This window comes from Rickettsia slovaca 13-B (genome assembly GCF_000237845.1).
Classification (GTDB): domain Bacteria; phylum Pseudomonadota; class Alphaproteobacteria; order Rickettsiales; family Rickettsiaceae; genus Rickettsia; species Rickettsia rickettsii.
Genome location: NC_016639.1, coordinates 632,771 through 647,897, shown reverse-complemented (window position 1 = coordinate 647,897; position 15,127 = coordinate 632,771). Strand labels below are relative to the sequence as shown.

Here is a 15,127-nt window from a genome sequence, read left to right as displayed (position 1 = left end):
AATTACCTCTAGAAGCGAAGTTTGGAAAGATGTCTATTATTAAACTTGTTTTACTTCTTATAATTAGTACTATAATATATGCTAATGATAAAAATATTTCAAATTTACATATCACATCTGATAGTTTAATTATTGATAGAACCAAACAAAAAGCAGCATATCTTGGAAATGTTATTGTTTACTTCGATAATGCGATACTTAGAACGAAAGAATTATATATTTTTTATAAAATAATAGATGAAAAGCAAACTATTGATCATATAGTTGTCCCTACTAAATTGACTGTAGAAAGAAAAATAAATAATGAATTATTACTTGCAGATAGTGCTAAATATTTTTGCGATAATAAACAACTTATTCTACTTGGTAATGTAATATTACAGCGTGACGATAATGTTTTAAAAACTAATAAACTAATCTACTATGTAGATATTATTAAAAAATAGAGCTATTTACCGTTGGTACGTCATTGCAGCAAGCGATTGCAAGAAGTGTGACAATCCAGAAAATAATTAAAAAAATGCTAAAGATTAATATTTTTAACTGGATTGCTGCGTCAATTACTTACGTAATTTTCTTGCAATGACGTTGAAAATTAATCCACGCAACAAAATCTTAACAAATAAAAAAGATGGACAGCTTACACGTTAAAAATATATCAAAATCCTACAAAAAAAGGAATATATTAACTGATATATCTCTGAATATAAAACAAGGAGAGATAGTTGGTTTATTCGGTCCGAATGGAGCCGGTAAAACAACTTGCTTTAACATTATTATCGGTTTAATGAAACTGGACTCAGGGCAATTACTTTTAAATGATATAAATATTACTAACTTGCCTATTTATTTACGAGCAAGGCTTGGACTCGGTTATCTTCTTCAAGAACCTTCGATATTTCGGGAATTGTCGGTTGAAGATAATATTAAGGCTGTAGTTGAGATATCTAACAATGATAAAGAAGTAATTGAACAAAAAACCCATAATTTGTTAGAGAAGTTTTCGATAGTTCATTTAAAAGATTTATCCGCTGCTAGCTTATCAGGCGGTGAAAGGCGTAGGCTTGAGATTGCACGTGCACTTGCAATAGAGCCTAAATTTATCATGCTGGATGAACCGCTTGCCGGTATTGACCCGCTTGCTATTTCCGATATTAAAAATCTAATTACTTATTTACGTGAATTTAATATAGGTATATTAATTACCGACCATAATGTACGTGATACTCTAGATATAGTCGACCGTGCTTATGTTATTTTTGAAGGTAAAGTATTATTAGAAGGAAGTGCTAAGGAAATAGCAAATAGCAAGAAAGTTAAGGAAGTGTATTTAGGTGAGAGCTTTAGTTTCTAGACTATGCAAATTCGTCATTGCGAGCGACTTGCAGGTGTTGTTGCATGGATTGTTTTATGTCATTCCCGCCTACGCGGGGATAACATCGAGTAGGTTTTCCGAGCCATGCAACAAGGCTCTTTTGTAGGAATGACATAAGAGCCATGTAATAATATTCAAAATAGTTTTCTATGCAAATTAACAAAGAAATTTTTAGGGCTTATGATATAAGAGGCAATAGCCTTAAAGATTTAACGGAAGAAGTAGCTTATAAAATCGGCTTTGGTTTTGCCGAGATGACTATAACAAAAGATAACGATAAAATCTGTGTCGGTTTAGACGGTCGGCTTAGCTCCCCTACCCTTTGTAAAGCTTTAGAACTAGGATTAACTAATGCAGGGGCTGAAATCATAAATATTGGCGTAGTTCCAACACCAGTTTTATATTTTGCCGATAAACACTTTACGCCCGCCGGTAGTATTATGGTCACGGGGTCACACAATCCTCGTGACGATAACGGCTTTAAAATACTACAAAACGGTAAACCTTTTTTCGGTGATCAGATACAGGAGTTATTGACTAAGATTTTGGATAACTACTCCAATACCACACCAGCATCCCCTTATGTCATTCCTGCGAAAGCAGGAATCCATAATATACAATCTAAATACCTAAAACGTATTTTAGATGGAATAAACATTAATCCAAAATTAAAAGTGGCTTGGGATTGCGGCAATGGAGCAACCGGCGATATTGTTGAAGAACTTAAAAAGCATCTCTCAAACAAGAATATAATCATACATAGTAAGATTGACGGGAATTTTCCAAGCCATCATCCTGATCCTACAAATCCTGCTAATTTGCAGGAGTTAATAAAAGTGGTTAAAGAACAAAATTGTGACCTTGGTATAGCTTTTGACGGTGACGGTGATAGAATCGGCATTATAAGCTCAAGCGGTAAAATATTATTAGGTGATCAAATTTTATGCATTTTTGCTGAGGATATTTTAAAGGAAAATCCAAACGCAACTATAATAGTTGATGTAAAAGTCAGCCAATTTATAGTCGCTAAAATAAAATCATATGGAGGACATCCTATAATATGGCGAACAGGTCATCCTTTTATTAAAAGCAAAATGCTTGAGACAAAGGCTTTACTCGCTGGCGAAATGAGCGGGCATATATTCTTTGCCGATAAATATTTTGGTTTTGACGATGCAATTTATGCAGCTCTTAGATTTTTAGATTTACTTAGTAGATCAAGTAAAACTCTAGATGAGATAATAGAGGATGTACCGAAAAGCTATAGTACACCGGAAATTAAAATTTTTGTTCCTTCAGAGTTAAAATTACAAATTATTAAAGAGATTAAAGAAAAATCATTAGAAGAGAAAATAGAGTTTAATGATATAGACGGTGTACGGGTAAATACTGCACATGGTTGGTGGCTCTTGCGTAGCTCTAATACCGAATCTATTATAGTTGCAAGGGCTGAATCAGATAGTAAGAATGGTTTAGAGGAAATAATCACTATAATTAATAAATATCTTGAAAAATACGGGTTATTAATTAATTATTAAAACATTATTGCTTTCTAAAATATTATTTTATATATTTTTCTTACATTAAATTAATATAAAGAAAAATAATATGTTAAAAATCTCAAATATCAATCACTCATTTGTTGATACTAAATTAGTTACAATAACGCCAATAGGTGTAAATACATTAAATATTAACATTGAGGCACCATTAGTAATAAAACATAAAGACCTTGAGCCTACTGATAATCCTCTTAACAGTGACGTAGCCGCATCTAACGGTTTAAATAGTCTGACCATTGACTACAGTGATGCGGGCTTATTTAGTGGTCCAACTATTAGTTATGACAACAAACTTGGTACAATAACATTTAGTGGACCAGCAGATAGTAATGCTAATACTGACACTTTAGGAAATACTAATGAAACCGTTTAAGGGTATGAGGTCATTCCTGCTAGGCGTTGTTACATGGATAGGTTTTTCCGTCATTGCGAGGAGTTGCGTTAGCAACGACGCGGCAATCTCATAAGATAATATAAAAAAACTCCTGAGCTTGCCACGCCAGCATAAATGCTGGCTTGCAATGACGATACAAATTTGTATTTATTAGTTAAACAAGTGACAAAGAAAGAAATATACTCAAATGATTTGGAGAATGGGAATGTAAAACGAGGAGCGAGTACGCACAGCCTATATTTAATAGGTGATCCGAAGTGTTGCAGAAACAATTCTTCAAAGCAGAAGAGTATAATTATATTATGCGGGCCGACTGCTAGCGGGAAGTCTTATTTAGGTCATGAACTGGCTAAAGCTTATAACGGCGAAATCATTAATATCGACTCAATGCAGGTTTATAAGGAAATTCCTATTATTACCGCCTCCCCTCCGAAAAGCTACAAAACTGAAATCTTGTATCACTTATATAACTTCTTATCAATGACAGAAGATTTCTCGGTAATAAAATATCTAAAACTTGCGACAGAAAAAATAAAAGAAATAACCGACAGGGGTAAGCTACCTATATTAATAGGTGGAACGGGTTTATATATTAATTCTTTAGTTTTTGGCTATAATAATATTCCTGATATATCAGAAGATTTACAAGAACAGGTAAGAAATTTACATGTTAAAATAGGCAATATAGAATTATGGGGTAAATTAGAGAAGTTTGACCCGCTTGCTGCTTCTAAAATAAACCAAAATGATACTCAGCGTTTAATTAGAGCTTATGAAGTATTTATGCAAACCGGTAAATCTATTTTTTCTTTTCAAACTTTGCCAAAAGAACAAATCTTATCTGATTTTAATTTCAAAATTATTTTCTTAAATCCTGAGCGAAAGTTTTTATATAAAACATGTGATGAGCGTTTAGATAAGATATTTAAAGAAGGGGCAATTGACGAAATAGCTTTAATAAAAAAGCAATTTGCTCCTAAAGATTATACGAATTTGAAAGCTGTAGGGATAAAAGAAATTTTAGCTTATTTAAACGGCAATCTCACTTTAGATGAGGCTTTAAATGCAGCTCAAATACGAACCCGTCAGTATGCTAAAAGACAAGTTACTTGGTTTAAAAATCAGATACAAGATAAAATCACATTGGAATATGCTAACCAAGAAGAATTTACTCAAACTTTAAAAAACCCTTTTAAAACTATATAGCTTATCTACGTATTGCTTCTTTCTTTTTATTATTGGAAATAGGAGTAATGGAGAGTGTATTTGTCTTAGGTCCTACAATATTAATCTTACTATTTAAATTTGAGACGATACTTTGTGCTTCTTTTAATACATCAGCCAGAACTTTATTTTCTAATTCTGGTTTCTTATCAGATTTTTGATTAAAATAACCAACTCCCGCTTTAACAACATTTAGTATTTGTTTAATAATATTCAGTGCTTGTCCTTCTTTCCAAACTAAACTACCTATACTAGTAGCAACATTAATATATTTTTTATTTTCAATATTTTCTAAGATTGGAATCAAGCTTATCCGGTTGATTGAGCATAGGTGTTAGTATACTATATAATTCTTTCTTATCGAGCTTATTTATACCGGGTACATCTTTTAAAGTTTTATCTAAAATACCTGTAAATATTTCCTTATTATCGTTTAAATATTTTTTGATCTCGGGATTATCTTTAGTTAACATTACCAATTCTTTAGCTATTCCCGTATAATCACCTTTAACAAATCCATCAAAAACCTTTTTTAATTATTCAGGATTATCAAGTAATATAGGCATTACATTCGTAAGTTTTGTAGTATCTTTTGTTTCTAGTCCATAATTTTCAAGCTGCTGTTTATAGTGTGGCTATTTTGTTCATCTTGCTCTAAAATGCCTTTAATTAAATTATCGAATAAACCCTCTTTACTTTGCTCTACTAATATATTTTAACTTAAATGAAGGTTCGTTAAAAGCAGTAATTACACGGCTTGTTACGGTCATATCATCGCCTTTATTTATATCTATAATAATAGCATGTGCAATTTCCGGTTTTGACATAACTTCACCTACTATACTAAGCATTTGTTTATCGAAATTATATTCTTGCGTTATGCTTTGTATATTCGGAGTATTTTCAATAATAGCTGCGGCAATATCTGGTAAGACTGTTTTATTATCAGCAAAAAAACTTTTTAATTTATCGTCACCCGCTACCATTTCTAAAGATTTCTCACGAGCCACCATTACTCCTTGATTTGCATTCAGAGTATCAAAAATCTCTGTTGTTTCAGGCATTTTATTTAATAAAGTAGGAATAGTATCTACATCAACTTTATAGCTTTCAAAATATTCTTTTAAGAAAGGTTTAGCTTGTTCTTTAGTTTCTATTAAGAAACCTTCTATAATTATTTATTTTTCAGGAGATAATTTATTAAACCTTTTTAGAGCATTAGGATTGTTTATATTTTCAGCCAGCTCTTGTTTAAACTCAGGATGTTCATTAAATATTTTTATAACTTTTGCATATGTGTCATTTACTTTGAGGTTTTTGTAATATCAAAAGCTTTTATATAGTCGCTTGGAAGTATTTCAGTTATGTAATGCGCAATATCGTTACCTTTTTCATTAAAAAATTTTCAGCAATTTTTATCCGTGGATAACATTCCTAATGTTTTAGAAGTTACTTTATTATAGTCCGGTACTTCTTGCTTTATCTCAAGTGCAATTTCTTGAAGGCTTTTAAGTAAAGCATCATTTTTAAAACATTCTTTTAGTATTTCGAGTCCCTTTTCATCTAAAGCACTCTTATCTTGAAATTCTCTAAAACCTGCTTTTGCTAAGATTTGTCCTATTTTTGGTAAATCATCGGCATGCTTTTTTAGAAAATCCTATATTTCGGATTTTTCAAGAACAGATTTTTGAAACTTTGAATCTATCAGAGGAGCTTGCAAGTTTAACAAGATTATAACTATTTACGGGATTAGTGAAGGCAAACTTCGCACCTTTTAATAATGCTCCTATACTAACTGGTAATATTTTTTCTTTGGAGATGCAAGGTCATAAATAAAGCTTGTCAATGCCTTTCTGCATCAGTAGAAGATAATGTCCTTTTAACAGTTTTATTAAAATTCTTTAATTTAATATCTTTAATGGAATTTGTAACTGCCGTAAAAATAATGAAATATATTTAATTACATAAACATTAAATTATCTTAAAATTGATTCAAATAAATTAAGCACTACTTAAATATTTTAATTTATATTACATAATATGGTAATTAAATCAATTTGATCTAAGATTTATGGAGTTATCTGTGTATTTGTTTACTTTTTGTAGGTAATGATGCGTAAGTATGTGATTTATCGTGATTATCTACTACATGCACTTTACTATCTAAATTTGAAACTATATTTTTTGCTTCTTTTAAAACATTTAATTTATTAATATTTTCGAACTCATTTTTAAAGTTATCTTTTAACTGTTCATTGAAGATTTCTTTTGGTAAATAAATTCCACCGGTAATAGTGCCTACCCCAGTATATTTAGATTTAGAATATAAAGTAGAGGCAATATTACTTGCTAACTTTTCTAGATTTTTTGGCTCTAAAAAATTATTTATATTATCAGGATTTTCTTTAGAATATTCAGAAACGATAGGTTTTAGCATCTGATTTATCATGTAAAAATCTTCACCTCTATTATCACCTTTATCAAAAAGTTTTTGTGATATTTTCTCGCTTAAAATATTTGCCAATAAATTACTCTTAATATTTTGTTTATTTGCAATATTTTCATATAAAGGGTTCAATATTTGTAATGGAGAATTTACATGATTTGTAATATGTTTATATTGATTTGTTCTAGGAGTAGCTAGGTTAGTAACCATATTCATAGGTAGTGAATTTAGTTTTTCTATAATATAGTCTTTAATCGTTTGATTTTCTTCATATAATCTTTTTACTTGTTGAGCAAATTTTTTTTTACTAAGTACATTTCTTTTTCCTTCAGCTTGTATTTGTAAAAATAATTTATCAATTGCCTTATCAATTAATTTTGCTTGTTGTTCTTTAATTAGTTTAGGTACTAAAGGAGGGATAGCCTTATCAAGATTGTAAGTATCAGTAAGTAGCATTAAATTATCAGGTAATTTAGCCTCTGCTAAATTAATATTTTTAAAATTACAATCTTTTAAAGAAGTGACTTTAGTTAAATCTGCATTTTTTAATGATACGCCTGAGAAGTCGATATTAGATAAATCACCTACTAATATAGCTCCCTCTAAGCTGAATTTTCCATTTTGTATTTTATGTAAATTATTTCTAAGAGTAATTGCATCTATAGTTTTATCTTTAAAATCTTGTGATGGACTAAATACGTCTTTTAGTTTTTCAGTAGCATAGCTAAAACCTGCTTTTATAATATTCGGCAATTGCCCTTCCAAATAATTTGTTTTTTGAGCTAGATTATACATAGCACTAGCAGCCTCACGATAATTACTTTTTTCAACCTCTTCTATAACTTTAACTAATTCATTAGGATGGTTTAACATTGATGGAAGTACATTATATAATTCTTTCTTATCAAGGTTATTTATACCTGGTATTTCTACTAAAGTTTTATCTAAAATACTTGCAAATATTTCTCTATTATTGTTTAAATATTTTTTAATTTCAGGATTGTCTTTAGTTAAAGCTATTAACTCTTTTGCCATTCCCGTATAATCACCTTGAATAAAATCTCGAAAAACCTTTTTTAATGATTCAGATTGATCAAGTAATATAGGCATTATGCTCGTTAGCTTTGTAACATCACTCGCTTCCAGACCATAATTTATAAGTTGTTGTTTTATAGTTTGGCTATTTTTTGCATCTTGTTCTAAAACTCCTGTAATTAAATTATCAAATAGACCTCCTTTACTTTGCTCTACTAATATATCTTTTAATTTAAATGAAGGATCATTAAGGGCGGAGATTATATTACCGGTTAAACTCATATAATCGCCTTTATTTAAGTCTGCAATAATCTCATGAGCAACTTCCGGTTTTGACATAACTTCGCCTACAATACTAAGCATTTGTTTATCAAAATTATATTCTTTTGTTACGCTTTGTACGCTAGGAGTATTTTCAATAATACCTAAAGCAATATTTGGTAAGATTGTTTTATTATTAGCAAAAAAACTTTTTAATTTATCATCACCAGCTACCATTTCTAAGGATTTCTCAAGAGATATCATTACACCTTGATTTGGAGCATTAAGAGTATCAAAAATCTCTTTTGTCTCAGGCATTTTATTTAATAAAGTAGGAATAATATCTAAAATTTTAAGATCAATTTTGTAGGTTTCAAAATGTTCTTTTAAGAAAGGTTTAGCTTGTTCTTTTGCTTCTTCTAAGAAATTTTCAATAATTATTTGTTCTTCAGGAGATAACTTATTAAATCTTTTTAGAGTATTAGGATTGTTTATATTTTTAGCCAGTTCTTGCTTAAAATCAGGATGTTCATTAAATATTTTTAATAAATTTTTCTTTTCGGGTTTTTGTAATATATCATCAAAAGTTTTTATATAATCGCTTGGAAGTATTTCAGTTGCTCCTGTACGTATGTATTTCGTAATATCTTCACTCTTTTCGTTAAAGAATTTTTGGAAGTTTTTATCGGTAACCAGCATATCTAAAGTTCTAGAAGTCACTTTATTCCAGTCCGGTAGCTCTTGCTTTACTTCAACTGCAATTTCTTGAAGTTTTTTAAGTACTTGTTCATTTTTAAAACATTCTTTTAGTATTTCGAGTCCCTTTTCATCTAAAGCACTCTTATCTTGAAATTCTCTAAAGCCCGCATTTGCTAAGATTTGACCTATTTTAGGCAAATCATCCGAATGTTTTTTTAAAAATTCCCATATTGGAGATTTTTTAAGAAGTGATTTTTGAAATTCCGGATCAAGATATATCTTAGAAGAGTTAGCAAGCTTAACAAGATTATAAGTATTTACAGGATTAGTTAAAATAAATCTTGCTCCGAGTAATATCGTTCTTAAGCTTATACTCTTTGAAGATGATAAGTCCTGAATTGCACTCTTTAGTACTTTATTAGCTTTAGAAGAAGATAAAACTTTTTCTACAACTTTTTGATAGTTTTTATTATTTATAACAGCCATAAAATCACTCGCAATGTTTAAATATTCTAAGTCTATTTTAAAAAATTTTTAAAAATAAAGATCAGGTATTTTTAATTTTTTGTTATTGTTGTTGTTAATATGTATACTTCGACACAACATGTTCAGCATAAGTGCTATCTGAGTATATTATTTAGCCTCCGCTGTGACGTCCATCTCAGTGAATACTTCTTCCCATGAACCGGTAGTCGCTGCTTTTGAATATTCAGTTGTTCTATTTTCAAAAAAGTTCGTATGTTCGACTCCGTTTAGCATTTCATCAAGCCAAGGAAGGGGGTTATGATTTACCAAATATACATCTTTGAGTCCTAGCTGCATTAAACGACGGTCGGCAATATAACGAATATATTGTCTTACTTCATATGCCGTTAATCCCTCAATACCGCCAACTTCAAAAGCAAGTTCAATAAAGGCATCTTCAAAATGCACAATAGTCGTACAAGCTTCATAAATACGTTTACGTAAAGTTTCTGTCCAAACTTCAGGGTTTTCTCTTACAAAAGTCTTAAACAGAGTAATAATTGAGTTAGTATGAAGTGTTTCATCACGCACTGACCAAGCAATAATCTGTCCCATACCTTTCATTTTATTAAAACGAGGGAAATTAAGCATAATCGCAAAAGAAGCAAATAGCTGTAATCCTTCAGTAAAAGCTCCAAATACTGCGAGTGTAGTTGCTATATCTTCTTTGGCATCCACTCCGAATTGCTGCATATAATCATACTTGTCTTTCATTTCCTTATATTTAAGAAATGCTGAATATTCTACTTCCGGCATACCTACCGTATCAAGTAAATGTGAATATGCCGCGATATGTACCGTTTCCATATTAGAAAATGCTGATAACATCATTAATATTTCAGTCGGTTTAAATACTCGTGAATAATGCTTCATATAGCAATTATTCACTTCAATATCTGCCTGTGTAAAAAAACGAAATATTTGCGTTAATAGATGTTTTTCCCCTGGAGTTAAGTTATATTTCCAATCTTTAACATCGTCGGCAAGCGGTACTTCTTCCGGTAGCCAATGAATTTTTTGTTGAGTGTGCCAAGCTTCATATGCCCATGGATATGAAAACGGTTTATAAATTGGACTTGCATCAAGTAGTGACATAATTTTTCTTCTTTTAATTTTTCTATTTCTTCTTTTGAAAGCTTAGTATATTTAATTATTTTCTCGATCGGCTTATTATCCGCTAACATTTCTTTTGCTATTTCTGTATTTCTTCTAGTTTCTCCAATTTCAATACCCTCAGCTTTCCCCTCATTATATTTACTTTTTTGATTTAACTCTTCCGTTTGAGTAGCAAGCATCGCTTTAATATAATTATCATATTCTGCTTCGCTCCAGTTAAATTATTCAATAGTTTTATAAACTGATAATGCTATTTTCATCTTTTGTATGTTGCGGGGGTTCTTTTGCTCTATCGAATTTAGCCATCATATATAACCAATCATCTTCTAAGCTTTCTAACTCATGTGCTTCTTTGGTAAATTTGTCTAATTCAACAAATACGCAAGCATTTAAGTTGATGCTTACCGTTGCCGACATTAATAGTTTGATGATAGCTAATACATTCTTTTTCCTCGGGCAATGCCTGAAATCCAGAAATAATTACTACCATTACTACAGGAGCTAGATCAACATATTCTTTTCCTCTTTTTAATTGCGAAGAAAATGCTATACAACTGTAAAATGGTACTCTTGCTAAAGAAGCGTCGGCATAGCCGTCTTGCATCTCAACAATATAAATATTGCCGGAGTTATCTTGAACTTTTACGTCTACTATACTCCTTTTATTCTGCCCTAAATCCGGCGCTTGTTCGTTTGAAATATATTCAAGGTTGATAATCCTTAACTCTTCAGGTAATCTCATAATATATTGAGAAAGCCTAGTCACCTTGTTTTATCCGTAAACAATTTTTTAAATGCTACATCATTTGTTGGGTCTAAATATCTTTGCATAGTTATACTTACTGACAAGCTAAGCATTCTTCGTAGTTACCGGCTTCTGCTAACTTATCGTTTTGTTCCTCTAAATCTTTAAAATCGGCCTTTAATACGTCATGCGAGACCTTATCGGCTCGCTGTATTGATGTCGATCTACAGTAATATAAACTTTTTACCCCTTTTGTCCAGGCTTTAAAATGAATATTATTTAAATATTTCTTACTAACATTCCCCGGTAAAAAGATGTTTAAAGATTGTGCTTGCGTAATGTAAGGAGTACGATCGCTTGCCAGTTCAATTAGCCAATTCTGATCAATTTCGTAAGCGGTTTTGAAAACCTGTTTTTCTTCTTCGGATAAAAATGTTAAATGTTGTACTGATCCTTCATGTGTTGCAATCGAAGACCAAACTTGATCATTATTAAATCCTTTCTCCTCTAATAACTTTTCTAAATGTTTGTTACGCACGTTAAAAGAACCGGTTAAAGTCTTTTGTACAAAGCTATTAGCGGCAAACGGCTCTATTCCGGGTGAGGCATTACCTGCTATTACCGAAATTGAGGCGGTAGGTGCTATTGCGGTTTTATTGCTAAATCGTTCATTACTTCCTGCATCTAGAGCATCAGGACATGCTCCTTTTTCTTTACCGATTTCTATTGAGGCTTTATCAGTTTCAGCAGATATATATTCAAATATTTTTTTATTCCAAACTTTTGCCATAACCGATTCTATCGGTACTTTTTTCATTTGCAAAAATGAGTGGAAGCCCATTACGCCAAGTCCAACGCTGCGCTCACGTAAAGCCGAATATTTAGCTCTTGCCATAGTATCCGGTGCTTTATTAATAAAGTCTTCTAAAACATTATCAAGGAACAACATAATAGAATGGATAAATTCTTTATCGTCTTTCCACTCTTCGTAATACTCTAAATTTAAAGAGGAAAGGCAGCAAACAGCAGTTCTTGACTTGCCTAGATGGTCAATTCCCGTCGGCAATGTAATTTCGCTACAAAGATTAGACATTTTAACTTGAAGCCCTAATTTTTTATGATGCTCAGGGATAGATTTATTAACACTATCGATAAATAACAAGTAAGGCTCACCTGTTTCTATTCTAGTAGTTAATAACTTAACCCATAAATCTCTTGCTCTAACTTTATTTACGACTTTTTTGGTAGCAGGACTAACAAGGTCAAAATCCGTGTTGTTTTCAACTGCTTTCATAAATTCATCGGTTATAGCTATACCGTGATGAATATTAAGAGCTTTACGGTTAACATCCCCACCTGTCGGACGTCTTATATCGATAAATTCTTCAATTTCAGGGTGATTAATAGGCAAATATACAGCCGATGAACCTCGTCTAATAGAACCTTGCGAAATAGCAAGAGTCATAGAATCCATTACTTTAATAAACGGTATAATACCAGATGAATGACCTTTATCACGAATCCCTTCATTAATAGCACGAACATTACCCCAATAACTGCCAATCCCGCCACCGCGTGCAGCAAGCCAAACATTTTCTGTCCATAAATTTACTATATCGTCTAAGCTATCATCGGTCTCATTCAAGAAGCATGAAATAGGAAGTCCCCTATCCGTTCCGCCGTTACTTAAGATTGGTGTTGCTGGCATAAACCACATTTTACTCATATATTCATATAACTTCTGAGCATGCTGTTTATTTTCGGCATAATAACTAGAAACTCTTGCAAATAAATCTTGAAAATCCTCACCTTTCATAAGATATCGATCTCGCAGAATAGCTTTACCGAAAGGAGTAAGTAAATTGTTATGGTTGTTGTTTATAGTGAGTTGAAATTTATTTTTTTTAAACGTGTTCATTATAGGTACTAATGGGGTTGTAGGATTTATAATGCTTATTTTGAAAAAATGACACCATATTCAGTGTATAGAATCTTCACTTAAGTAGACACGAGAATAATAATTTATTCAATATAAATATTTATTTTTTTTTAGATTTTTGACTTGACACAAATCACTCTTGATTACTATATAGAATAGTTTGTACAAATATTATACTTTCTTAAGGCACAAACAGTCTTATCCTGCGGAAGTAAGGCAACGTTGCGTGGTTCCCGGTTGCATTTTCGCGTAGACATAAGTTTAAGGATCGATTCCATCTCTGTCATCTCACGATCAAGTCACAGCGTAACAGAAAGAAAACCGATCCATGCAACAAGACCTTATCTATACGGGAATAACGTTAAATACATTCTCCATCATTCGTATTAAGAGGACCTATCGGTGTAACCTCATCCTTATGTTCAACAATAAACGATGCAACAAACGTGGTGTGTCGGCTACTATCCAATCAACTTCTACAACATAATATCCTGGCTCTCTATCTGGAAAAGTTACTTCAATCATTTTAGAAGGAACTAATGTATGATCCCAGTAAGGAAATTGATCAGAAAGTTCACTATAAATTTCGTCTAAATCATCGTGTTTCAGTCTATTTTCAAAGGTAAACTCTGCTTTTGTCATTTACACTATATAACCGCAAGTTTTATGTGATACAGTATAATCCCATGCTATTGTAAGTTTTTTCTCACCTTCTAATGGTATAGTTTATCCAGTTAAACGTTGGATCTTTTAATTCCGCTCTTATTTCTTCATTAGTAGCATTTACCCAATCTGTATCATCTGTACGCCCACCATTAAGAATATGCCCATCTAGCGGTAGCGGCTCTCCTGCAACATCATTTCCAAAACGCTCATCACTCCCTTTCCCTGTTTCAAATTCGTTAAGTTTCCACTCTTCATCTATTAGCTTCTTATCTACACAAACTTGTCCCATTGTGTAAAGCGGGAATATTATTCGACCATGTTTTGGAGTTGGTGGATTGTGTTGTTCTTCATTTTTCATAAATTCGACCTTTATTTAAGTTAAAAATATTAAGTAACTACAAAATACTAAATGTAGTTATAGTAATATAAAACTTAAATTGTTTTTGATATTATAATAAAAATACAGCTTCATAATACTGGACAGCAATGTCTAGCACCCTAGGAGTCAATCCATGCAAGCAACAAAGTTAGAACCTAGGCTGAAGAATTTTGATTTTAAAGATTTTTTATTATATAGCCATGGCTGGGTTACGGTAATAGTGTCTTGAAACGTGCCGGCAGCAGCAAGAGGTTGTGACGGCAGACGTGCGCATATACGGTATAGTTTTTTGTGACCGGTTCAAGACCTAGTGTATAGCTATCGGTAAATGTTACAGTACTACTAGTACCGTTACCGAGGATTTGAGTAAAACCGGCATCTTTATACAAATTATAATTCAGCTTACGTACCCCATTAATCATATTTCTTGGGTTATAAATATTAGCAGCTCCCGTACTAAAAGTTACGGTATAGCTAACAAGTAGTGATAATAAAGCACCACAAGTAACTGAAGCAGTAACGGCAGTTGTGCTAATGGCACCGACATTAAAACTACCGAAATTTACGGTTGGAACTGACGGATTACATGTTGCAAGTAACGCCATAGCATTTCCTGACATAATCATGTTGATTAATAATATTATTATTGATTTCTTGACATTGCTTAAAAAGAATTTGTCATACCGTGGCTTGACCACCACGGTATGACAACGGAGCGTTTTTAGTCCACACAGGAGTAACAATAAAGTCTTCATTTGCAT

At 31.8% G+C, this 15,127-nt stretch carries 12 protein-coding genes and 2 pseudogenes; 5 read left to right on the top strand and 9 right to left on the bottom strand.

All coding sequences use genetic code 11. The annotated features are described in order from the left end of the window. Positions 1–29: 29 nt before the first annotated feature. The 5 genes from RSL_RS03410 (at position 30) to miaA (ending at position 4,537) form a co-directional block, all read left to right on the top strand. Positions 30–446 carry an LptA/OstA family protein gene (locus tag RSL_RS03410; RefSeq protein WP_410527976.1) on the top strand — a complete coding sequence of 139 codons (417 nt, stop codon included), beginning with the start codon at positions 30–32 and terminating at the stop codon, positions 444–446. Positions 447–631: 185 nt separating this feature from the next. Continuing rightward, positions 632–1,354, top strand: coding sequence for an LPS export ABC transporter ATP-binding protein (gene lptB, locus RSL_RS03405; protein ID WP_004995684.1), 723 nt, complete (start codon positions 632–634; stop codon positions 1,352–1,354). Between the two features lie 170 nt (positions 1,355–1,524). Then, a complete protein-coding gene (locus RSL_RS03400; RefSeq protein WP_014273495.1) occupies positions 1,525–2,913 on the top strand; it encodes a phosphomannomutase/phosphoglucomutase in 1,389 nt (462 codons plus the stop codon). A gap of 70 nt (positions 2,914–2,983) precedes the next feature. Then, positions 2,984–3,310, top strand: a complete 327-nt coding sequence (locus tag RSL_RS03395; protein WP_014273494.1) for a hypothetical protein — start codon at positions 2,984–2,986, stop codon at positions 3,308–3,310. Positions 3,311–3,445: 135 nt separating this feature from the next. Next, complete coding sequence (gene miaA, locus RSL_RS03390; protein WP_014419822.1) at positions 3,446–4,537, top strand: tRNA (adenosine(37)-N6)-dimethylallyltransferase MiaA; 1,092 nt, start codon at positions 3,446–3,448, stop codon at positions 4,535–4,537. 172 nt (positions 4,538–4,709) lie between these two features. Here the strand turns inward: miaA and RSL_RS09960 are convergent. The 9 genes and pseudogenes from RSL_RS09960 to RSL_RS03330 form a co-directional block, all read right to left on the bottom strand. Further along, positions 4,710–6,475, bottom strand: a pseudogene (locus RSL_RS09960) (pentapeptide repeat-containing protein); the annotation flags it as partial. 157 nt (positions 6,476–6,632) lie between these two features. Further along, positions 6,633–9,482 carry a pentapeptide repeat-containing protein gene (locus tag RSL_RS03370; RefSeq protein ID WP_014273492.1) on the bottom strand — a complete coding sequence of 950 codons (2,850 nt, stop codon included), beginning with the start codon at positions 9,480–9,482 and terminating at the stop codon, positions 6,633–6,635. A gap of 147 nt (positions 9,483–9,629) precedes the next feature. After that, positions 9,630–10,616 carry a ribonucleotide-diphosphate reductase subunit beta gene (locus RSL_RS03365; protein WP_014419818.1) on the bottom strand — a complete coding sequence of 329 codons (987 nt, stop codon included), beginning with the start codon at positions 10,614–10,616 and terminating at the stop codon, positions 9,630–9,632. Positions 10,617–10,871: 255 nt separating this feature from the next. After that, positions 10,872–11,054 carry a hypothetical protein gene (locus tag RSL_RS09955; protein ID WP_041472083.1) on the bottom strand — a complete coding sequence of 61 codons (183 nt, stop codon included), beginning with the start codon at positions 11,052–11,054 and terminating at the stop codon, positions 10,872–10,874. After that, entirely contained in the window at positions 11,008–11,403 is a 396-nt protein-coding gene (locus RSL_RS09530) for a PD-(D/E)XK nuclease family transposase (protein ID WP_193384671.1), read from the bottom strand. The genes RSL_RS09955 and RSL_RS09530 overlap by 47 nt, the downstream gene beginning before the upstream one ends. A gap of 73 nt (positions 11,404–11,476) precedes the next feature. Continuing rightward, complete coding sequence (locus tag RSL_RS03345; protein ID WP_014419817.1) at positions 11,477–13,300, bottom strand: ribonucleoside-diphosphate reductase subunit alpha; 1,824 nt, start codon at positions 13,298–13,300, stop codon at positions 11,477–11,479. A gap of 417 nt (positions 13,301–13,717) precedes the next feature. Next, on the bottom strand, positions 13,718–13,963 hold the full coding sequence (locus RSL_RS03340; protein ID WP_014419816.1) for a chitin-binding protein: 246 nt from the start codon (positions 13,961–13,963) through the stop codon (positions 13,718–13,720). 64 nt (positions 13,964–14,027) lie between these two features. After that, positions 14,028–14,345 carry a hypothetical protein gene (locus tag RSL_RS03335; RefSeq protein ID WP_014419815.1) on the bottom strand — a complete coding sequence of 106 codons (318 nt, stop codon included), beginning with the start codon at positions 14,343–14,345 and terminating at the stop codon, positions 14,028–14,030. A 147-nt stretch (positions 14,346–14,492) separates the two neighbouring features. Next, a pseudogene (locus RSL_RS03330) lies at positions 14,493–14,992 on the bottom strand (Csu type fimbrial protein). Positions 14,993–15,127 lie beyond the last annotated feature (135 nt).